This is a genomic window from Exiguobacterium acetylicum DSM 20416 (assembly GCF_000702605.1).
Taxonomy (GTDB): domain Bacteria; phylum Bacillota; class Bacilli; order Exiguobacteriales; family Exiguobacteriaceae; genus Exiguobacterium_A; species Exiguobacterium_A acetylicum.
On sequence record NZ_JNIR01000001.1, the window covers coordinates 1,679,126 to 1,699,454 of the forward strand.

Sequence of the window (20,329 nt, forward strand, 5' to 3'; positions counted from 1 at the left end):
TAATCTGAAATGCAAAGCAAATGCCCTACAGACGTGACCGTAGGGCAAAAACTTACTTGAATGCTTCTTCAATGATTGCAACGAAGGCATCCGGTGTCTCAAACATCCCCATGTGTCCACTGTCTGTTGACCGATGTATGAGATGATCATTCTTTGGTGCAAATGCGCTTTCCTCTGAAATCAGTTGATCTTTCGTGCCGTGAATGATGACACCTTTTACGTTTGCTTTCGTTAAGACCTTCGTCATATCTCGCCGATCTCGCATTGCAGAAAGCGCACGGATGGCTCCTTCGACCGTCATCATGTACCCGATTTCAAGTGCTTCAGCGACAGCGAACTCATCTGCCCCTTCAGCGAATAAGGACGGAACAAGACCATTGACGAATTCTCTGACACCGACTTCTTCAACGCGCGTGATATTTTGATTTCGTTTTTGTTTCGCTTGTTCATCATCTGCTTTAGCTGTCGAGTACACGAGACCGTATCCACTGATTTGATCCGCATACCCTTCTACGATTGCAGCTGTAATGTATCCACCAAAGGAATGCCCGATGATGATCGGCTTTTCGATACCACGTCGATCAAGTTCATGCATGACCCATTCTGCAAAGCCTTCAATCGTATCCGGACCAACATCAAGTCCCTCATGTCCTGGTAAACTTAGTGGTAATACATCAAAGGAATGTCGTAAATTTGCCTCTACCCGATTAAAATAATCTGTTCCTCCTGTAAATCCATGCAGGAGTACAAGTGTTTGTTTTTCCATTGACTACCTCATCCCTTCCATTCAGATGCGAGCATACGGTACATCGTCAAATCCATGAAACGGCCATGACTGTATGCATAATCTTCTAGTAATCCTTCTGCTTTGAATCCTAATTTTTGAACCAATGCATTAGAAGCGAGATTTTCAGGTGCGACGAGGGCGCTGATTCGATGGAGAGCAAATTCTTCAAAGCCATATGTCAGAACAGCTCTTGCCGCTTCCGAAGCGACACCACGTTGCCAATAGTCTTGACTAACTTCAAAACCAATCTCAGCCCGATGGTATTGGGATAGCCAGTTATGAAATCCGATCGTACCGATCAATTGATTCGTTTGCGCATCAGCAATTGCCCAGCGAATCGCTTTACCGTGCGTGAACTGTTCTTTAAAGTAACTGATGACATTTTTAGCTTCATAGACCGTCACGAGCGGATCTGATCCGTAATAGTACATCACTTTATCGTCCGATAGGATTTTAAACAATTCGCGTGCGTCACGGTTTTCGAGCTCCCGTAATATGAAGCGCTCGGTCCGCAATTCCGGGAATGGCTTTCGCAAGCCCCACATGCTCCATCACCTCTCTTTATGCTTCTCTATGTAGTATGCCCGTTTTCAGAAGTAAATATCCTTTCAGGCAATTCGAAGTTTTGCTACTATTAAATTATGAAGGAGTTAGTTATGGAAAGGAAGCGAAGTGGTATGTCGAGTGCGTTACTTTACTTATACGAGGACGAGGAAAATCAACGATTGACGATGTCAGGAGTACATTTCTCTGATTTCGCCGCAGCCGTCGATTTGAAACGTCCTTTACTTATTTCAGGAAGTGATTTCAAACAGACGAAACAATCGTTTCGCACGATGCTTCATTACATCGAAGGGCATGAGATCGAACAGTTTTCACAATCAACAGATGTCCAGCGTCATCCTTTGACTGCTATTGATATTCGCTCCTCCCATTCGCTCGATGTATTAACGGATGTCGAAATCGCGGAGTTATTATTTTTAATGCATATGAAACGAGGTACACCGCTCCCTTTCCTTGAATCGATTGAGAATGAACTAGTTTATTTTAGCGAACACGATGGTCTTCATGCTTCGGTTTACTTGAAGGATTGGTCACGGTTAGAACAACTTATCTCCGACCTCGTACAACGGAAATTTCGTCAGCACGCACGATCCGTCGCCTCGATCGCCTTAACAGCTGAAATCATGATTCATATCCGTCATCTCCTCAAAGAAGGAGTATTGATTGATTTCGAAAGTGCAAAACGGTCTGTTTTCTCAAGAAATATTACGATTCCTGTCTATGTAGCAGGACGGTATGAAGACATGAGCGTACTACATGAAGATTTTGAAGCGGAGAAAGAATCGATTCTTCGACGAGGAACGCTTGTTTGCCGCAAGAAGAAATGGAGTTTTGAGTTAGATTGACCTTTAGCATCTTTTTCTTTTAGAAAAGGATGCTTTTGTTCTATTTGAATTTCACATGACGATTCCCTCTTAACAGGTATTCCTATCCATATGACAATATTGTTAAAAAATTTTTCGAATTTTCACACAAAATAAGACTAGCATCTTGTGAAGACTTCGCTATAATGAGGATAACCTTTTAAAGATAGAAGTTAGACCCGGTTTTTTATAGGGATAGTACTGGAATCAACAGAAGGAGGAATTCAATATGGATCAGTTAAAAGTGAACGGAATTGGCTCATTCACGAAATTTGCGACAAATGGGAACATCCTGAAATTAAAGGATGCGACACTCGGTGAAGTGAAATTGTCGCTGAATGAAGCGAGTTCAATGACCATCGCCCCTGTCGATGAAGAAAATGGACTTTTCATCATTAAAGGGCAACAGCAGGAATCGCTTGTTGAACTGACGTTACCACGTCAATCCTGTGAGGTCGTTCACGCTTGGCTCCTCCATAAATTGAAACGCCACAAAAAAAACGCGCTCGATTGCAACGAGCTGATATGTAACGTGAAACGTCTTGAGTAGAGACCGTCATCTCTGCTCGAGGCGTTATTTATTTTCAAAAATTCGGTGGTGAATTTTCAGAAAATATTGTTTTATTAAATTCTTCATGTTATCCTTAGAAAAATTCAAACAGGAGGTTTTAAACATGACACACGCAACGCTCATCCAAGAACGACTGATTGTGATTAAGAGCAGGGACTGAAGATTCATTTCTCGTTTGAGAAAATGAAGATCCAGGCCCTTTTCGTCATTTCGACAAGGCGTCTGAGCAAACGACGCCTATCCACAAATTGAGTGGATGAGGCTTTTTTTATGAAATTAGGATGAATGGAGGACAACACATGTTTAAGACAAAAGATACATTTGCTTTAGGATTTATGATTTTTGCTTTATTTTTCGGTGCGGGTAACCTCATCTTCCCACCGGAACTCGGTGCGCTTGCAGGTTCACAGTTCCTTCCTGCCATCCTTGGTTTTATCGTAACGGGTGTCGGTCTTCCTTTGCTCGGCTTACTTGCAGTTGCCTCTATCGGAGGTGGCATCAAAACACTTGCTGCACCACTCCCTCGTTTTGTAGGTGCTGCTTTGACGTTTGCACTCTATGTTGCGATTGGTCCCTTTTTCGGGATTCCGCGAACATCGGTTGTCACGTATGAGCTCGGAGTCGTTCCGTTTCTCGGTGCTCCTTCACAAATGACGTTGGTCATCTCATCAAGTCTCTTTTTCCTTGCTACACTCTATCTTGTACTACGACCAGGAAAATTACTTGAGATCATCGGACGTTTCATCACACCTTTGTTATTAATCGCTCTTGCTGCATTAAGCATCAGTAGTATCATTTCACCACTCTCGAGCGTCGCTTCACCAAACGAAGCGTATGAGACGACTGGACAGGCATTCATTCAAGGATTCCTTCAAGGATACTTAACGCTTGATGCACTCGGTGCCTTAGTATTTGGGGTCGTCGTACTGCATACACTAAAAAGCCGAGGCGTTCATGAACGAAAAGCACAATTTAAAGTCGTCACTCGTGCCGGAATCATCGCTGCCACTGCTTTGACTCTCGTCTATGTCGGACTTGGAATGATCGGACGTAACACATTTGCCGCCATCGGAAAAGTTGATGGTCCAGCACTTCTTCAACATTATGCAAATACTGCATTCGGCTCAATCGGTTTAGCTGTACTTGGTCTTGCGATCTTGCTTGCATGTTTGACGACATCAGTTGGTCTCGTCACCGCATTTGCAGAATATATGATGACGATTTCCAACCGTGTATCTTTAAAAGCGGCAAGTATCTTCACGACTGCTCTTGGTCTTACGGTATCCATCGTCGGATTGCAGACATTGTTATCCATCGCTGTTCCGGTATTGATGTTCCTTTATCCAATCGTCATCGTCTTGATCGCATTGACATTCATACGTCATCTGTTCCGTCGTAAATCGGTCGTTTATCAATCAACTCTTGGAGTAACGATTTTCTTCTCATTCTGTAGTGCGTTGAATCAACTTTCGCTTTTCCCGGGAAATCTTAAAACGTTCTATCAATCCTTACCTTTAGTGGATCAAAGTTTAGAATGGTTATTCCCGACACTCATCGCCTTTGGTATCAGTTCATGGTTTGGACACGTTTCCAGTGCTTCTATCACACAAAAACGCGCTAGCTAGTGATTCCGCTTTCATCGCTATGGTATGATGGACAAAATGGTTATATTAATGGAGGCGTCATATACATGGATAAGATTGCTTGGATTACCGACAGCATGGCTTTTTTTGAGCCAGGAGAGGCTGAAAAAATCGGAGTCCATGTGATACCGACTTTACTCATCTTAAACGGAGAGTCTTACCGGGAGTACGTCGATATCTCGATTGAACAACTTGATCAAAAAATGCGAGAAGATTCCCACGTTTCACCGACGACTTCTCAACCATCATTCGGTGACTTCGTAACCTTGTATGAACAATTACTTGAAGATGGCTATGATTATGGGTATGCGATTCATATCACGAGTGGACTGAGCGGCACATATTCGAGTTCCGTCGCTGCAGCTGAAGCCGTCGGTTTCCCCTTATACGCGATTGATTCGTATACAGGTGCTGCGAATCAGCAAGAACTTGTCCGGATCGCACAACGACTCGTTGCTGCTGGTAAAGGTCCAGATGAAGTCATGTCTACGCTTGAGACATTCAAGCACAAATCGCATTTTTATCTGATTATCGGAAATATGGAGACGATGCGACGTAGCGGACGTGTCTCAGGAAGTCAATTTTTATTAGCAAACATGCTCAATATTAAACCAATCGCTCAATTTAATGAGGAAGGACGGCTTGTTCCATTTAAAAAAGTTCGTTCCATCAAAAAAGCTTTTAAAGAAATGGTTAGTGAAATTTCATCAAAAGTCAGCGCTCATGGTGTATATGATCGGACGCTTTATGTCAGTCATACGCTCGCTCATGCCGCTGCAGAAGAATTACGGCGTTTGATTTCTACAGAACATCCGGAGCTTCAAGTACGCATTACCCAATTTGGTCCTTCCATCTTGGCACATGCTGGCGCTGAGACGGTCGGTGTATACTGGTTCGATGAGATTCCTTTACCGACAACTTGATATCTTGCACGAAACGATAAATACCGGACGGTCTCAAACAGACCGTGGGCTAACCTAAAATTTTGAGACAATATAAAACACCTTCGGAGTGGTACACTTTTAAAAAGTACTAACATCGGAGGTGTTTTTGCATGGGCAAAAACGTATATTCAAGTGAAGTAAAATGGGCAGTAGTCAAAGATAAGTTGAGTGGTAAGTTAACGACGAGAGAAATCATGGAGAAGTACGGAATCAAAAATGAATCTCAAATCAAAACATGGATGAGATGGTATCGCTCTAACAAACATTATCGATTTGATCAGCCAATCGGTAAACAATATACCTATGGACATGGTCCAGATTCTGCGAGTGAGGATGACAAGAGAGAACGACAAATGTCACATCTGAAGATGGAAAATGAGATCTTAAAAAAGTACATGGAAATCGAAAGAGAGTTGAGAAAGAAGTAGTCATAAAAATTGTAGAGTTTCTTCGGAGAAAGTATACAATCACCGCCATTCTTAGCGCTTTGAATGTACCAAGAGCAAGCTATTACCGTTGGATTAAGGAATCTGTGAAAGCACCTTCGGTGCTCGAAAAAACCGTCATTGAACTAAGTAAACAGACGAAGTATCGGAATGGACATCGAAAAATAAAGGCATTATTACAGCAAATCTATCAGTTAAAAGCCAATCGGAATACCGTACAGAAAATCATGCAAAAACACCATCTCCAATGTCGGATCAAGCCGAAGCGAAGATGGAAATCTCAAGGTGAGCGCATCATAACGGCACCGGATCTCATCAAGCGCGATTTCACAGCAAGTAAACCGAATCAAAAGTGGGTGACGGATATCACCTATATCCAATACGGCAGCACGACGAAATATCTTTCCACCATTATGGATCTTTTTAATAACGAAATCGTCGCATACAAGTTATACGAGCATCAACAAACGTCTCTTGTGATTGATACGTTGAAGATAGCGCTTGAGAATCGAAACTATCCCGAAGGGGTCATCCTTCATTCGGACCAAGGAAGTGTCTATACGTCATACGCCTTTCAAGAATTCGTTAAAAGGAATCACCTAACAAGCAGTATGTCTCGTAGAGGAAACTGTTGGGACAACGCAGTTATCGAATCGTTCCACTCTAATTTAAAGTCCGAGGAATTCCAGTACGTCAAATTTAATTCACTAAGAGACCATGAGGTCTCTGAACGCGTTACTAATTACTTAAATTACTATAACGAAGAACGAATCCAAGAAAAATTAGGCTACCTGACACCGAAAAAATACGGTGTACAGGCAGCCTAATCAAGGTGTTTTATATGTGTCTCATATTGCTAGGTCAGTCTACGGAAGCAGTTTTTTTGTTTGGAAATATCAAAAAAGACCGGAGCATTCCGATCTCTTTTGCGTAGAACTTATTTTTTTACTTTAGCACGCTTCCGTTGTAAGCCCATTGCCTTCTCGATTTTCGCGAGCTTTTTAGCAGCAACGGCTTCAGCACGGTCACGCCCAGCGTCGAGAATCTGATCGAGTTCTTCTGAATCAATCAACTCATAGTAGCGTTGTTGAATCGGTTCGAGTTCTGAAATGATTGCTTCCGCGACATCTGCTTTAAATGTTCCGTAGTTCGAACCTTCGTATTTGGTTTCGAGATCTGGAATCGAGATGCCAGCGAGTAGGGAGTAGATTTCAAGCAAATTCGACACACCTGGTTTATTTTCCCGATCGAATTTGACGATTCCTTCGGAGTCCGTGACGGCTGATTTTACTTTTTTACGAATGACATCTGGTGCGTCAAGCATCGAGATGAAGCCTTTCGGATTCTGATCAGATTTTGACATCTTTTTGTCTGGTGTCGTCAGGCTCATGATTCGAGCTCCTGATTCAGCGATGATTGGTTCTGGTAATGTGAACGTTTCATAGTAACGACTATTAAAACGTTGAGCCAAGTCGCGCGTTAACTCAATATGTTGTTTTTGGTCATCGCCGACCGGAACGAGTTCCGCATCATAGAGTAGGATATCAGCTGCCATGAGTGTCGGATAGACAAACAATCCAGCACCGATTCGGTCTTTCCCTTGCGATTTATCTTTATACTGTGTCATACGCTCTAGTTCACCCATTCCAGAAAGACACGTCAACATCCAGCCGAGTTGCGCATGCGCTTTAACTTCTGATTGAACGAAGATTGTTGATTTTTCTGGATTCAGACCACTTGCGATATAAAGAGCTGCGAGTGCACGTGTATTATTCATCAATTCGACACGATCAATGTCGACCGTGATGGAGTGCAAATCGACGACACAATAATATGCATCATGACCATCCTGTAAGTTAACGAAGTGTTTCATGGCACCTAAGTAATTTCCAAGTGTTACTGTTCCCGTTGGTTTGATACCTGAGAAAATCGTTTTCATAATGAAATCCCTCCAAATAATAAAATCAAAATAAAAAACGCCCCTTGAAAATCAAGGGACGATTCATCGCGTTGCCACCCAAGTTGCTATTTACATAGCCGCTCAATTTGCTGTAATGGGCACACCCATCTGACTCTACTTGATTCGAATCAGCCACTCGAAAGTCCATTCACGTAGGCATCACCTGTCCATTTCCAGCACCATGGACTCTCTGAAAGGGATGTACCTAAGTTACTACTCTTTGTCGTCGTGTTTTCTTGTTTAATTCACTTAAGTTTACCATACGATAGAAGGCACGTCACGGTGATTTCGATTAAAAGTAAGAGATGATCAGCGATACGATGATGAAGATAATACCACTAGAAACATAGGGTTTCGTTCGGGCAGAAGCCCGGTTTTGCTTTTTACGGAGGACTTCTTCCTCTTCGTCATCATCTTCGTAGTAATCGCCATCAATCTCTCGAAGCTTCGCTTCTCGTTGTTTTTTAAATCCAGCTGTCATGCCACGGAAGAAACCGTTAGCCGACATGTTGGAAAAGAATCCGATTGCCATAAGCAAAAAGCCTCCAATGAACAATCCACCAGATAGATGGTACAAAATACCGTGCGTCGAATCGGTGATAGTCGCCCATATCGTATAAAGTAAGACTAGAATGACCGCAATGATGACCGGTCGGAAATAGGTCGAGCGCATGAAAATCCCCCTTAAATGCATTGATAATCTTAGTATACGAAATTTTTAATCCTGTTACGAATCGGTAACAAACGAATGATGCAAAATAGCAAATAGTGTGACTATTTACTTGACGTTAATGCTATTCTCACATAAAATCAATTTATCACTTCGTTTAAGTTTTTGAAACTAGGTCAATGCATTTTGGGGAATACATTGCAGTTTCGACGGGACGTTATTGATGTCATAGGCATTATGGCAACTTGGAAATTGAAAAGGAGATGACTTACCGATGAAGAAAAAAACAGTCGGTCTCGCATTATCAGTCATGCTTGCAGGAAGCGCAGTGCTTGCTGGATGTTCGACAGGTGGCGGAGACAGTGATTCAGGTTCAACAGACGGAAAGAAAAATCTACGTTTAACGGACACTTCTGACATCACGACAGTCGATCCAGCGAAAGCTACGGATTCTGTCGCTTTCAACATGATCGGAAATACGATGGAAGGTCTTTACCGTCTCGATAAAGACGGAAAAGCGATTCCAGCACTTGCAGAAAAAACAGATATCTCAAGTGACAACTTGACGTATACGTTCACACTTCGTGACTCGAAATGGTCAGACGGTTCACCCGTCAAAGCACAAGATTTCGAATTTGCTTGGAAACGTGCTGCTGATCCGAAAACAGCATCTAGTTACTCGTACATCTTTGACACGTTAAAAAACGGCGCTGATGTCACACAAGGTAAAAAAGCTGTCGACGAGCTCGGTGTTAAAGCACTTGACGACAAAACGTTAGAAGTAAAACTTGAGCGTCCAGCTCCGTATTTCCTTTCACTGACATCATTCGGTACGTACACACCGATCAGTGAAGACTTCTACAAAAAGAATGAAAAAGACTTCTCGCTTAAACCAGATAAATTACTTTATAACGGTCCTTTCGTTTGGGAATCTTGGAAAACGGATTCAAAACGTGTTCTGAAGAAAAACGATAACTACTGGGATAAAGATGCTGTCAAACTCGACGAAGTTACGATCAGTGTCGTTAAAGATAACTCAACAGTAGTAAATCTTTATGATTCAAACGATATCGATTACGCAGGTCTGACTTCAGAACAAGTTGAAGCGTACAAATCGAAACCTGAATTCAAAACAGCGCTTCGTTCTTCGATCGCTTATTTGAAATTCAATAACGAAGATGCAACGATGAAAAATGTCGATGCACGTAAAGCGATCGCTCGTGCAATCGATCCAAAAGGAATTACGGATACGCTTCTTGCGAACGGTTCGATTCCAACAACAAGCTTCATTCCAAAAGAATTCATCAAAGATGCGTCTGGTAAAGACTACACAAGTGACATCAACTGGTTCGATCGTGATGGAAAAGAAGCAGCAGATCTTTGGAAAAAAGCAAACGGCGATAAAAAGACGACGATTGAACTTCTTTCATTCGACAATGAGGATGCGAAGAAGATCAGTGAGTACATGAAAGGTCAAATCGAGAAAAATCTTCCGAACGTTACTGTTTCAATCAAACAACAACCGTTCAAGAACAAACTCGACCTTGAATCAAAAGGCGACTACCAACTTTCTTACTCACTTTGGGGTCCAGATTATCAAGATCCAATGTCTAACCTGTCAATCTTCGAATCAACAAATAGCCAAAACGACGTCAAATATAAGTCTGCAGCCTATGATAAATTGTTGAACGCAGCGAATGAAGAGTCTGATTTAACCAAACGTCTCGATCTCTTCAAACAAGCGGAAGCACAATTGATTGAGAAAGATCAAGCAATCGCGCCAATCTATCAAGCTGGTTCTGCATACTTGAGCCGTCCGACGGTCAAAGATTTCAACCGTCAAGTATTCGGAGCAGATTTCCAATACAAATACGTTGATATTAAGTAATCGAGAATGGGAGCGTCCCCTGATCAGTTCGGGTACGCTCCTGTTTTATACTACTTTTTATGAATGGAAACTCATTTTTAGCGAAAATGTGAAAGTTTCGTAAAAAAGTAGTTCTAATTACTTTGTTAGCAAAGTATAATGGAATCAAACGAAAAATTCTGACTATTGGATGAAATTAGAAAAACATCCAAGCGAACATCAAATCAAAGCACAATAAAAAAAGAATTTTTAAATTTTTATGACAAAATTCTTGAATGTTCCGACAATTGTGGGTCATACTGATTTTATTGATGTTTCGAAAAAAACAGAAAATCTTTATAGGGGGTGCCATCTTATGGGCCGTTATTTAGCTCAACGCCTGGTTTACGGCGTACTGACGTTTTTACTCATCGCTTCGTTCACTTTCTTCCTGATGGATCTGCTACCAGGTTCACCGTTCCAAAACCAGGAGAAACTTTCTCCTGAACAGTTGAATATCCTTCGGGATAAGTACAACTTGAATGATCCACTGCCACAACGCTATGCAGCGTATATGGTCAACTTGTTCCAAGGAGATCTCGGTATTTCATTCAAATATGATAGCCGTCCGGTAACGGATTTGATTTCTGAACGAATTGGACCATCGGCTCAATTAGGAGTTCAAGCACTAGTACTCGGAGTATTATTAGGACTCGTCTTAGGTGTTGTCGCAGCGCTTCGCCACAACACAGTGATCGATTACGGTGCGATGTTCGTATCGGTTATCGGAATCTCGGTACCGTCATTCGTATTCGCCTCACTCCTTCAATACTACGTTGGCGTGAAATGGGGCGTTTTGCCAGTCGCGTTCTGGGAAAGCCCGGCGCATACCATCTTGCCGACCATATCGTTATCACTTGGGGTCACAGCCTCAATTGCTCGATTCGTCCGGACAGAGATGCTAGAAGTTACGAACCAGGATTATGTCACGTTAGCTAAAGCAAAAGGCCTAGATGGTCAGTCGATTACTTGGAAACACATGGTTCGGAACGCCTTGATTCCGGCGATCACGATTCTTGGACCAATGACAGCTGCATTGATTACAGGAACACTCGTCATTGAGCGGATTTTCTCTGTACCTGGTCTTGGTGAACTCTTCGTATCATCAATCACACAAAATGACTACACAGTCATCATGGGTACGACGTTGTTCTTCTCAGCAGTCTTCATTCTCATGATTTTGATCGTCGATTTGCTGTACGGTGTCGTTGATCCACGGATCCGTTTGGGGGGTAACAAATAATGGCTGAACAAAATTCAAATGCAAAAGCAGAACAGTTTGATTCATCGCTGTTCCAACACGTTGAGTTCAATGAACAAGCAGGGGAACGCCTTGCTGGTAAAAGCTTAAACTTTTGGCAAGATGCTTGGATGCGTCTACGCAAGAACAAAGCTGCGATTCTCTCACTTGCTGTCATCATCATCATCGCGATCATGTCATTGGTCGGACCTGCGTTGTCTGGTAACGACCCTTATACCCAAACAATCACGCAAGCTAAACTTCCACCTAAAGTTACTGGTTTAGAGTGGGCTGGTTTTGACGGTATGGCGACACTTGGTGATACGCCGATTGATTTTTATAAACAAAAACAGGTGACGGAGAACTTCTGGTTCGGAACGGACCACCTTGGTCGTGATCTTTGGTCACGTGTTTGGGAAGGAACGAAGATTTCGCTATTCATCGGTTTGATGGCAGCACTCATCGACGTTCTCGTTGGTGTCACATACGGCGGGATTTCTGCTTACTACGGTGGGCGTGTCGATAACATCATGCAACGGATTGCTGAAATTTTAACAGGTGTACCAAACTTAATCTTGATCATCTTGTTCATCTTGATTCTTGAACCAGGGATCACGACGATCATCCTTGCGATGACGATTACCGGCTGGATTGGGATGAGCCGACTTGTTCGTGGTCAAATCCTGAAACTAAAGAACCAAGAATTCGTTCTTGCAGCACGGACACTTGGTGCTTCTAGCGCACGATTGATCTTTAAACACTTGATTCCAAATACCTTGGGAACGATCATCATCTCACTTATGTTCACGATTCCAAGTGCGATCTTCTTCGAAGCGTTCTTAAGCTTCATCGGTTTAGGACTTGCACCACCACAACCGTCACTCGGTACATTGATCAACGAAGGGTACAAAGAACTCAAAACGTTCCCATTCTTGCTCGTTGTCCCATCGACGGTCATCGTACTCCTCATGGTCAGCTTCAATATGTTGGCAGATGGACTGCGTGATGCGTTCGACCCACGTTTACGACGCTAACGGAAACTAGAGAGGAGCTCATTCACAATGGAAACTATTTTATCTGTTCGCGACCTGAATGTCGCTTTCCATACGTATGCCGGGACGGTACAAGCCGTCCGCGGTGTATCGTTTGATTTGAAAAAAGGCGAGACACTCGCAATCGTTGGTGAGTCTGGTTCTGGTAAATCGGTTACTTCAAAAGCAATCATGCGTTTGATTCCAAACCCACCAGGTGAAATCACACAAGGTGAAATCTTATTTGAAGGTCGTGACCTCGTTAAGCTTTCGGATAAAGAAATGCAAAAAGTCCGCGGTCGTGATATCGCAATGATTTTCCAAGACCCGATGACATCACTTAACCCGACAATGACGATTTATAAACAAATCGCTGAAGGATTAAAACGTCACCAAGGCTTAACAGGCGACGCAGCGAAAAAGCGTACACTCGAACTTTTGACACTCGTAGGAATTCCGAATCCAGAAGCGCGTCTGAAACAATATCCGCACCAATTATCGGGTGGGATGCGTCAACGGATCGTCATCGCAATCGCACTTGCATGTAATCCGAAAGTGTTGATTGCCGATGAGCCGACGACTGCACTCGATGTTACGATTCAAGCTCAGATCCTTGAGTTATTGAAAGACATTCAGCAAAAAACGGGTACAGCAATCATCTTTATTACGCACGACTTAGGTGTCGTAGCGAACATGGCTGACCGTGTAGCCGTCATGTATGCTGGTAAATTGATTGAAAAAGGTACAGTAGATGAGATCTTCTATGAGCCGCGTCATCCATATACTTGGGGACTACTAGGTTCAATGCCACGTCCATCGGATGACCGTTCACAAGATCTTCCTGCGATTCCAGGAACTCCACCGAACTTGATGCATCCACCAGTCGGTGATGCGTTTGCACCGCGTAACAAATACGCGATGAAGATTGATTTCGAGAAAGAACCACCTTTCTTCAAAATCTCAGATACACATGAAGCGGCGACGTGGTTGCTACATCCACAAGCTCCATATGTCGAACCACCCGCTGCAATCCGTGACTTGGCGTTAAAATACCGTCCGGACAGCGTGTTCTCAAAATCGCTTCTGAAAGGCGGTCTGAAATAATGGAAAACCGTAATAAATTACTTGAAGTAAAAAACTTGAAGCAACATTTCAATATTGGACGTGGACGCGTCGTCAAAGCGGTTGATGGACTTTCATTTGATATCTACGAAGGCGAAGTACTTGGTCTCGTTGGAGAGTCAGGCTGTGGTAAGTCTACGACTGGTCGCTCGATTATTGGTTTATACGAAGCGACAGACGGCGAAGTCATCTTCAAAGGTGAAAACGTTCATGGTAAGAAGTCACGTAAAGACAAATTGAAATTCAACCGTGCAATGCAAATGATCTTCCAAGATCCGTATGCATCGTTAAATCCACGGATGACGGTTGGCGATATCATCGCTGAAGGAATCGATATTCACGGTTTAGCAAACTCAAAAGAAGAGCGCAATAACCGTGTGTATGATTTGCTTGAGACGGTTGGTTTGACGAAAGAACATGCGAGTCGTTACCCGCACGAGTTCTCAGGTGGTCAGCGTCAACGGATTGGTATCGCACGCGCACTTGCTGTAGAGCCGGACTTCATCATTGCGGATGAGCCGATTTCAGCACTCGACGTATCGATTCAAGCCCAAGTCGTCAACTTGATGAAAAAACTGCAACGTGATCGCAGTTTGACATACTTGTTCATCGCCCATGATTTATCGATGGTCAAGTATATCTCAGACCGGATCGGTGTTATGTATCAGGGTCACCTCGTTGAATTGTGTGATGCGGATCGTCTGTATGAGAATCCAGTTCATGCGTATACGAAGTCACTTTTGTCTGCGATTCCGCTTCCGGATCCAGAGCACGAGCGGACACGTAAACGGATCATCTTCGATCGTCCGACGAGTGGACCGGTCGGTAAATCGGATGAAGATTCGAGCATTCCACCACTTCGTGAAATCGAGCCAGGTCACTTCGTTTCGATGACGGATGCAGAACTTGAAGCGTATCAAGCGCAACTCGTATAATCGTTAAAGCAAAAAGGCATTTCCACGTTGATCGTGGAAATGCCTTTTAATTTTCTGATGCGATACGCGGTAGATGAGCAAATCGATGGACGACTGCATCGATTGCATCAAGACGACGCATGGCTTCTTCAAAGTCAATTTTTTCGTAATGATGGAGTCCGCCCGGCTGTTCTTCCAGCGTATCCGCATCATGGACAAGTTGTTGAAGAGGTGTTCGATTGATCGCACCTGGTGGAAGATAAGAATCCGTATGCAACAGAACGGCGAGAGCAATTTCTTTTGCGCGTGCTGGTTCTTCACCAAGGCGAATTAGAAGTTTGTGAGCACGTTCAGCTCCTTTAATGGCATGAATATCATTTTGGCGATATAAATCATAGTTCCAAGTGCCATCGGTATACCATTCGTAATGACCGATATCATGTAAGAGTGCTGCCTTCGTAGCAGTGTCAGCATCTAAGCCGCGTTTCGTAGCAAGTGTTAGCGCGCGCTCCGCGACTGAAATCGCATGATTCAAGCCAGAACGAGATAAATATTTTTGAGCGATCGGATGATCGAGAATCGTGACGAGTGTTAATGCCATGAATGAAAAACTCCTTTCTGAGCGTTGATATTTCTATACACTCTACAGAAAATTGAAAGAAATTGCAACTGTTTTTCATTTCTCAATCGACAATCTCACATATTTAATTGCTTAAAGTAGGAATAGATTTTTGAGATACGTGGTATACTTACTAATGTAGAAGATGATTATTTCGCTTTCGTAGGTTGTTAGTTCTGTTTCGGGCCGATTGGGGTGTCGGAATATGAAAGAACGTGACAAGAAGAAAAAGCTGAAGAAGCGCCTTTTGCGGGATATTTTAGAGAAAAAACTGAAAGAAATGAAACTTCCTAAAGCAAAAGAGACGATTTCTCAGCCATTTGATCACACGCCAGCTTGTTAAAGCCACGTGGTGGCTTTAACAAGCTTTTTTACGAAAAGTTCTTTCATCTTTATAAAAAAGCTAGGTTTTCTGCTTTATTAGATGTAAACTGTCAAGTAATAGAACCATCATCAATATTTGCTTATTCACATAGATATCGAATGATGTTAAATCAGGGGGAGGATGTTTTTCAATGGTAACACTCTATACTTCACCAAGTTGTACTTCTTGTCGGAAAGCACGCGCGTGGCTTGAAGAACATGAAATCCCGTTCGTTGAACGTAATATTTTTTCAGAACCATTATCGCTCGATGAAATCAAACAGATTCTTCGTATGACGGAAGATGGAACGGACGAGATTATCTCAACACGTTCAAAAGTCTTCTCGAAACTCGATGTTTCCGTTGAAAACTTATCGTTGCAGCACCTATACGATTTGATTCAAGAATATCCGGGATTATTGCGTCGTCCAATCTTGATTGATGAAAAACGCCTTCAAGTTGGATACAACGAGGATGAAATCCGTCGATTCTTACCGCGCAAGGTGCGTACGTTCCAACTTTTGGAAGCACAGCGTCTTGTAAACGAGTAATTTTGAAAAGCACGCTGCTTCGTGAGCAGTGTGCTTTTTGTTACCGATAAAAAAGGTTAAAATAAAGATAACAAAGGAATAGAAATATATCCTTCGGATTCAAAACTATGAATCCAAGTCATGTCCTCGTTCGTATTCTAGATAAGGAACGAGAAGAAAGGAGTGGACAGTTTGAAAATCGAACGCGTCAATGACAATACGGTCAAGTTCTTCATCACGTACACCGACATCGAACGCCGTGGTTTTGCCCGAGATGAGATTTGGTATAACCGGGAACGGGGAGAACAGTTATTCTGGCAGATGATGGACGAAGCGAATGAAAAAGAGTCCATCTCCTTCGAAGGTCCACTGTGGATACAAGTGCAAGCATTTGAAAAAGGTCTTGAAGTCACTGTAACGATCGCGAAAAATGCAGTTGATGGTGAGCAAGTCGATGAAGACGAACTCGATTCACTTTTACGATCAGCGATGTCTGAGACAGAAGATAAAGATACAGAGTTAAGCCAAGATGTTTTATTTGAAACTCGCGATTTCGAACATATCATCGCGCTCAGTCAATATGCGAACGCTCCTGTATTCGCAGAACTTGAAACAGCGCTTTATCAAAAAGATGGACTTTATTTACTGCATGTTCATTTCGAAGATGATGTGAACGTAGAAGCGCAAGAAAACGTCATGAGTTTAATCGCAGAGTATCTCCAGTTCAGCGAACAAACGATACATCCTGTCGCTGAATATGGGAAACAGATCATTGCTTCAGATGTCTTTCCGTTCATTCGGAAATATTTTCCGAACTAAGGTCAGAAAAAGTGCGAGGAAAAGGAGGATCACATATCGTGATACCTCCTTTTGTTCTGGTATTAAGTGAGGGTGTAGCCTCCATCTACGATGAGCGCTTGACCGTTGATGTAACTCGCTTTGTTTGATAGTAAGAAACAAACGACCTCAGCGATTTCAGAAGGTTGTGCAGGTTTACCTCGAAGGTGACGTTTCATTGCGAGATCAAATTTATCTTTCCCGCCATATAACGCATGACTGAGCGCTGTATCGACTGGTCCCGGGCAAATAGCATTAAATCGGTACTTACCATGGAATCGGGCAGCGTATGTCTTTGTTAGCGTCAGTAAAGCACTTTTAGACGATGCATAAGGCAGTAGCATTGCTGGAAACTTAACGTGACCTACGATGGCACTATTATTGACGATAGAAGCACCCTTTGAGAAGCGTTTCGTCGCAAGCTGGATGATTCGTTCGGGCGCGTGATAGTTCACTTGGAACACTTCTTTTTGTTGATCGGAGACACGTTCAGGTGCAACGGGTTTCCCGAAAGTACCTGCATTGTTGAAAATACCATCGATTTCTGGGAAATCTTCTTGTGTTTCTTCAAAGAACGCATCGATTGCAGAGGAATCAGCTAAGTCGACAGGGAAGAAATATAAACGTCCTTCTCCGTTTGATTCAAGCGAGGATCCCTTTTCTTCATTGCGACCAATCGCAAGGACGGTATGTCCCTCCCGAATGAGTTGAAGGGAAGTTGCCTCACCAATTCCACTTGTTGCACCAGTAATGATATACGTACCCATTTAAACGCTTCCTTTCTGTCATCAGTTAAAATACGATTTGTACGATCTACATAAAAAAGGAGGGGGATTCATGCTACGACGTGTACAACTTCTCATGACCCTCATCTTGACCATCGGCTTGATTGCCTTTTTATCCTACTATTGGAGTGTCTATATGGTAGGTTGGCTGTCCATCGTCATCATCTTGGTCGTCATGAGCGTGTTCGTCATCATTTTACTTGAAAATCGGAACCCAGAACGAACGCTCGTCTGGGCACTCGTCATGATGGCATTGCCTGTCGTTGGCGTATTCGTGTATTTCACATTTGGTCAGAATTACCGTCGAAAACGAATGTTTCGACTGAAGGCAATGCTTGATGAAGAGTCTTACATTAAATATCGTACCCAGTTTAAGGCAGGGGTACACCAATCAGTGTTCCAAGAAGGACATTATGGAAAAGTTGTGACACTTATCGATTCAATCAGTCGCCTTCCGATTTCGTATAATACACATACAAGGATCTTGACGAATGGTCAGGAAAAGTTTCCGATTCTTTTAGAAGAGATTCGTCAAGCACAGCATCATATTCATTTGGAGTACTATATCGTACGCGATGATCAACTTGCGCTTCAGTTACAGGAAGCGTTGATTGAAAAGGCCAAGCAAGGAATCGAGGTCCGCTTTCTTTATGATGCTGTCGGATGTTTTTCGACGGATAAACATTATTTCAAGAAGATGCAGGCGGCTGGTATTGAGGTTCGTGCGTTTTTCCCCGTCGTCTTACCGTTTATTTCGAGTAAATCTAACTACCGGAATCATCGGAAAATCGTCGTCATCGATGGAACGGTTGCTTTTACAGGCGGAATCAACATTGGCGACGAGTATATCGGTCGTGATCAACATTTTGGTTTCTGGCGTGATACTCACCTTCTTGTAAGAGGAGAGGCTGTCTCTGAACTCCAATTGATTTTTTTGCAAGACTGGTATTACATGACCGGTGAACGGCTGTTTACCCCGTTTTATATGGAGCCACTTGAGTACGTTGAAGAAGCAACAGGAGGCGTTCAAATCATTGCAAGCGGACCTGATGAGCCACATGAGGCAATGAAATCACTTTACTTCGGGCTCATCACGGAAGCGCGTGAATCGGTCTATATTGCTTCCCCGTATTTGATACCGGACGAAGATCTCATGACAGCGCTGAAGACAGCTGCTATGGCAGGGATTGATGTCCGTATTCTACTACCGAGTTTCCCAGATCATAAAATCGTGTTTTATGCGAGCCGTTCATACTTTGATGATTTGCTACAAGCTGGTGTGAAAATCTACGAGTACAACAAAGGGTTCATGCACTCGAAAGTCATCGTCGTCGATGACGCCATCGCAACGATTGGGACAGCGAACATGGATTTACGTAGTTTTCATTTGAATTTCGAAGTGAATGCTTTTTTATACGGAACAAACTCTGTTCATGAACTGACACGTGATTTTTATGAAGATTTTAGCCATTCAACACAAGTTGATGCTGATCTGTTTCATCGGCGTCCATTACGCCGTCGATTGATTGAATCAATTTCACGTTTATTCTCACCGTTACTCTAGCAAAAGGGGACGATTCAGATGTTTGAAGCCATTAATGCTTCTGGTAAACGCATCATGATTCACAGATTTCCCATCCATGAATTAAAAGCGATGTCCTTACGTTGTCCGTATTGCCTGAAGCCATTGCGCGTCAGGCAAGGACGACGACCACATTTTGCACATATCTCAGCTTGTTCAGGAGAAAGTAGTTTGCATATGTCCTGGAAAAAGCGTATTGCCGATTCTTTAATAAACGCAGGTATCCAAGTCGAATTTGAATGGATGACTGGAGAGAGACGTTTTGACCTGTGGATACCAGAAAGGGAACTTGGAATTGAAATTCAACGTTCTCCAATGTCGGCAGAGGAATGGATGAGACGAGCCATACTTGATGCGAAACAAGAACAAACAGTTCGGTGGATCGGATTTCATCCTTCACAGGGTGTCACATTGCGATTGCAAGGTTGGATGCGACAAGCATTTTTACAAAATGATTATTTGGATCTAATCGTCGAGAATCAAATCCGGAGATTTCGACATCCGGTTCCTTTTGCGAAACATCATGTCTATTGTACGGTTCAATCGCTTTCGTTATCTGATTTTCTCTCGATAGAGTCTTCATCATTTCCTCGGAAATTTTCAATCGCTCGATGGCAAGGAATCGTTCATCGCTATCGTCGACGTCCTTTTTATCCTTCATTACCTCCACGCCTCCTAAAGGTTCCACTGTATCAAGCAGGTTTCCATCTACAAAATCTTCCCTCTTTTGTCTTTCTTCCCATCACACGTTTATTATTTCTACCCGTCCATCCCTTTGAATTTCAAATCGTCGTCTTTTTAGAGCTAAAAGGAAGATATACTTCGATCTGTCTGGAACATGCCATAAATCAACTGCTTCAGCAATTGAATCTATCAATTGAAAGAGAGTTGATTGATGCTCTTGTCAGGGAATGGATGGAGCGGATTGAGGAGGCGAATAAGCTGTTTTAGC

General features: G+C 42.9%; 21 protein-coding genes and 1 other annotated feature. Of the genes, 15 read left to right on the forward strand and 6 right to left on the reverse strand.

The window, feature by feature from the left end; all coding sequences use genetic code 11:
- Positions 1–52 precede the first annotated feature (52 nt).
- The gene (locus P401_RS0109110) at positions 53–766 is read right to left on the reverse strand and encodes an alpha/beta fold hydrolase (protein ID WP_029342190.1); all 714 of its coding nucleotides are present in this window, start codon (positions 764–766) and stop codon (positions 53–55) included.
- Between the two features lie 8 nt (positions 767–774).
- The gene (locus P401_RS0109115) at positions 775–1,332 is read right to left on the reverse strand and encodes a GNAT family N-acetyltransferase (RefSeq protein ID WP_029342191.1); all 558 of its coding nucleotides are present in this window, start codon (positions 1,330–1,332) and stop codon (positions 775–777) included.
- Positions 1,333–1,443: 111 nt separating this feature from the next.
- Between P401_RS0109115 and P401_RS0109120 the strand changes: the two genes are divergently transcribed.
- The 5 genes from P401_RS0109120 to P401_RS0109145 all read left to right on the forward strand — a co-directional run bounded on the left by P401_RS0109120 (position 1,444) and on the right by P401_RS0109145 (position 6,645).
- A complete protein-coding gene (locus tag P401_RS0109120; RefSeq protein ID WP_236627101.1) occupies positions 1,444–2,196 on the forward strand; it encodes a hypothetical protein in 753 nt (250 codons plus the stop codon).
- A 247-nt stretch (positions 2,197–2,443) separates the two neighbouring features.
- The gene (locus P401_RS0109125) at positions 2,444–2,764 is read left to right on the forward strand and encodes a hypothetical protein (RefSeq protein WP_051656287.1); all 321 of its coding nucleotides are present in this window, start codon (positions 2,444–2,446) and stop codon (positions 2,762–2,764) included.
- Positions 2,765–3,084: 320 nt separating this feature from the next.
- Positions 3,085–4,410: a branched-chain amino acid transport system II carrier protein gene (gene brnQ, locus P401_RS0109130; RefSeq protein ID WP_029342194.1), complete on the forward strand. Its 1,326-nt coding sequence runs from the start codon at positions 3,085–3,087 to the stop codon at positions 4,408–4,410.
- Positions 4,411–4,475: 65 nt separating this feature from the next.
- Positions 4,476–5,351, forward strand: coding sequence for a DegV family protein (locus tag P401_RS0109135; protein ID WP_023468873.1), 876 nt, complete (start codon positions 4,476–4,478; stop codon positions 5,349–5,351).
- 131 nt (positions 5,352–5,482) lie between these two features.
- Positions 5,483–6,645 (forward strand): IS3 family transposase gene (locus P401_RS0109145; protein ID WP_152548188.1). Its coding sequence is split into 2 segments (ribosomal slippage): positions 5,483–5,759 and positions 5,759–6,645, totalling 1,164 coding nucleotides; the frame shifts between segments, so codons are not numbered across the junction.
- Between the two features lie 110 nt (positions 6,646–6,755).
- On the opposite strand, the gene trpS is transcribed toward P401_RS0109145, so the two are convergent.
- Entirely contained in the window at positions 6,756–7,757 is a 1,002-nt protein-coding gene (gene trpS / locus P401_RS0109150; protein WP_029342196.1) for a tryptophan--tRNA ligase, read from the reverse strand.
- 51 nt (positions 7,758–7,808) lie between these two features.
- Positions 7,809–8,014, reverse strand: a binding site (T-box leader).
- Positions 8,015–8,070: 56 nt separating this feature from the next.
- Positions 8,071–8,451, reverse strand: a complete 381-nt coding sequence (locus P401_RS0109155; protein WP_029342197.1) for a DUF3899 domain-containing protein — start codon at positions 8,449–8,451, stop codon at positions 8,071–8,073.
- A gap of 271 nt (positions 8,452–8,722) precedes the next feature.
- Between P401_RS0109155 and P401_RS0109160 the strand changes: the two genes are divergently transcribed.
- From P401_RS0109160 to P401_RS0109180, 5 genes are all read left to right on the forward strand, one after another.
- Positions 8,723–10,336: a peptide ABC transporter substrate-binding protein gene (locus tag P401_RS0109160; protein ID WP_029342198.1), complete on the forward strand. Its 1,614-nt coding sequence runs from the start codon at positions 8,723–8,725 to the stop codon at positions 10,334–10,336.
- A 334-nt stretch (positions 10,337–10,670) separates the two neighbouring features.
- Positions 10,671–11,597, forward strand: a complete 927-nt coding sequence (gene opp3b, locus P401_RS0109165) for an oligopeptide ABC transporter permease (protein WP_029342199.1) — start codon at positions 10,671–10,673, stop codon at positions 11,595–11,597.
- Positions 11,597–12,628: an oligopeptide ABC transporter permease gene (opp3C, locus tag P401_RS0109170; RefSeq protein ID WP_029342200.1), complete on the forward strand. Its 1,032-nt coding sequence runs from the start codon at positions 11,597–11,599 to the stop codon at positions 12,626–12,628. Before opp3b ends, opp3C begins: the two co-directional genes overlap by 1 nt.
- A 27-nt stretch (positions 12,629–12,655) precedes the next feature.
- Positions 12,656–13,729, forward strand: a complete 1,074-nt coding sequence (locus P401_RS0109175) for an ABC transporter ATP-binding protein (protein WP_029342201.1) — start codon at positions 12,656–12,658, stop codon at positions 13,727–13,729.
- The gene (locus tag P401_RS0109180) at positions 13,729–14,682 is read left to right on the forward strand and encodes an ABC transporter ATP-binding protein (RefSeq protein WP_029342202.1); all 954 of its coding nucleotides are present in this window, start codon (positions 13,729–13,731) and stop codon (positions 14,680–14,682) included. Before P401_RS0109175 ends, P401_RS0109180 begins: the two co-directional genes overlap by 1 nt.
- Before the next feature lie 46 nt (positions 14,683–14,728).
- On the opposite strand, the gene P401_RS0109185 is transcribed toward P401_RS0109180, so the two are convergent.
- Positions 14,729–15,262 carry an HD domain-containing protein gene (locus P401_RS0109185; protein ID WP_029342203.1) on the reverse strand — a complete coding sequence of 178 codons (534 nt, stop codon included), beginning with the start codon at positions 15,260–15,262 and terminating at the stop codon, positions 14,729–14,731.
- 223 nt (positions 15,263–15,485) lie between these two features.
- Here P401_RS0109185 and P401_RS18675 point away from each other — a divergent pair, with 223 nt between their 5' ends.
- From P401_RS18675 to mecA, 3 genes are all read left to right on the forward strand, one after another.
- On the forward strand, positions 15,486–15,623 hold the full coding sequence (locus P401_RS18675; protein WP_023468890.1) for a hypothetical protein: 138 nt from the start codon (positions 15,486–15,488) through the stop codon (positions 15,621–15,623).
- 172 nt (positions 15,624–15,795) lie between these two features.
- A complete protein-coding gene (gene spxA, locus P401_RS0109195) occupies positions 15,796–16,194 on the forward strand; it encodes a transcriptional regulator SpxA (protein ID WP_012370920.1) in 399 nt (132 codons plus the stop codon).
- A gap of 171 nt (positions 16,195–16,365) precedes the next feature.
- Entirely contained in the window at positions 16,366–16,992 is a 627-nt protein-coding gene (mecA, locus tag P401_RS0109200) for an adaptor protein MecA (protein ID WP_029342204.1), read from the forward strand.
- A gap of 62 nt (positions 16,993–17,054) precedes the next feature.
- On the opposite strand, the gene P401_RS0109205 is transcribed toward mecA, so the two are convergent.
- On the reverse strand, positions 17,055–17,777 hold the full coding sequence (locus P401_RS0109205; protein WP_029342205.1) for an SDR family NAD(P)-dependent oxidoreductase: 723 nt from the start codon (positions 17,775–17,777) through the stop codon (positions 17,055–17,057).
- A 70-nt stretch (positions 17,778–17,847) separates the two neighbouring features.
- Here P401_RS0109205 and cls point away from each other — a divergent pair, with 70 nt between their 5' ends.
- Positions 17,848–19,359 (forward strand): cardiolipin synthase, encoded by a 1,512-nt coding sequence (gene cls / locus P401_RS0109210; protein WP_034786055.1) that lies wholly within the window; start codon positions 17,848–17,850, stop codon positions 19,357–19,359.
- 18 nt (positions 19,360–19,377) lie between these two features.
- On the forward strand, positions 19,378–20,328 hold the full coding sequence (locus tag P401_RS18315) for a competence protein CoiA family protein (protein WP_071908824.1): 951 nt from the start codon (positions 19,378–19,380) through the stop codon (positions 20,326–20,328).
- Position 20,329 lies beyond the last annotated feature (1 nt).

Excerpts from the sequence above, each read along its gene's own strand:
- P401_RS0109110 (WP_029342190.1), bottom strand. The coding sequence starts at position 766 with ATGGAAAAACAAACACTTGTACTCCTGCATGGATTTACAGGAGGAACA.
- P401_RS0109115 (WP_029342191.1), bottom strand. The coding sequence starts at position 1,332 with ATGTGGGGCTTGCGAAAGCCATTCCCGGAATTGCGGACCGAGCGCTTC.
- P401_RS0109120 (WP_236627101.1), top strand. The coding sequence starts at position 1,444 with ATGGAAAGGAAGCGAAGTGGTATGTCGAGTGCGTTACTTTACTTATAC.
- P401_RS0109125 (WP_051656287.1), top strand. The coding sequence starts at position 2,444 with ATGGATCAGTTAAAAGTGAACGGAATTGGCTCATTCACGAAATTTGCG.
- brnQ (WP_029342194.1), top strand. The coding sequence starts at position 3,085 with ATGTTTAAGACAAAAGATACATTTGCTTTAGGATTTATGATTTTTGCT.
- P401_RS0109135 (WP_023468873.1), top strand. The coding sequence starts at position 4,476 with ATGGATAAGATTGCTTGGATTACCGACAGCATGGCTTTTTTTGAGCCA.
- trpS (WP_029342196.1), bottom strand. The coding sequence starts at position 7,757 with ATGAAAACGATTTTCTCAGGTATCAAACCAACGGGAACAGTAACACTT.
- P401_RS0109155 (WP_029342197.1), bottom strand. The coding sequence starts at position 8,451 with ATGCGCTCGACCTATTTCCGACCGGTCATCATTGCGGTCATTCTAGTC.
- P401_RS0109160 (WP_029342198.1), top strand. The coding sequence starts at position 8,723 with ATGAAGAAAAAAACAGTCGGTCTCGCATTATCAGTCATGCTTGCAGGA.
- opp3b (WP_029342199.1), top strand. The coding sequence starts at position 10,671 with ATGGGCCGTTATTTAGCTCAACGCCTGGTTTACGGCGTACTGACGTTT.
- opp3C (WP_029342200.1), top strand. The coding sequence starts at position 11,597 with ATGGCTGAACAAAATTCAAATGCAAAAGCAGAACAGTTTGATTCATCG.
- P401_RS0109175 (WP_029342201.1), top strand. The coding sequence starts at position 12,656 with ATGGAAACTATTTTATCTGTTCGCGACCTGAATGTCGCTTTCCATACG.
- P401_RS0109180 (WP_029342202.1), top strand. The coding sequence starts at position 13,729 with ATGGAAAACCGTAATAAATTACTTGAAGTAAAAAACTTGAAGCAACAT.
- P401_RS0109185 (WP_029342203.1), bottom strand. The coding sequence starts at position 15,262 with ATGGCATTAACACTCGTCACGATTCTCGATCATCCGATCGCTCAAAAA.
- P401_RS18675 (WP_023468890.1), top strand. The coding sequence starts at position 15,486 with ATGAAAGAACGTGACAAGAAGAAAAAGCTGAAGAAGCGCCTTTTGCGG.
- spxA (WP_012370920.1), top strand. The coding sequence starts at position 15,796 with ATGGTAACACTCTATACTTCACCAAGTTGTACTTCTTGTCGGAAAGCA.
- P401_RS0109205 (WP_029342205.1), bottom strand. The coding sequence starts at position 17,777 with ATGGGTACGTATATCATTACTGGTGCAACAAGTGGAATTGGTGAGGCA.
- cls (WP_034786055.1), top strand. The coding sequence starts at position 17,848 with ATGCTACGACGTGTACAACTTCTCATGACCCTCATCTTGACCATCGGC.
- P401_RS18315 (WP_071908824.1), top strand. The coding sequence starts at position 19,378 with ATGTTTGAAGCCATTAATGCTTCTGGTAAACGCATCATGATTCACAGA.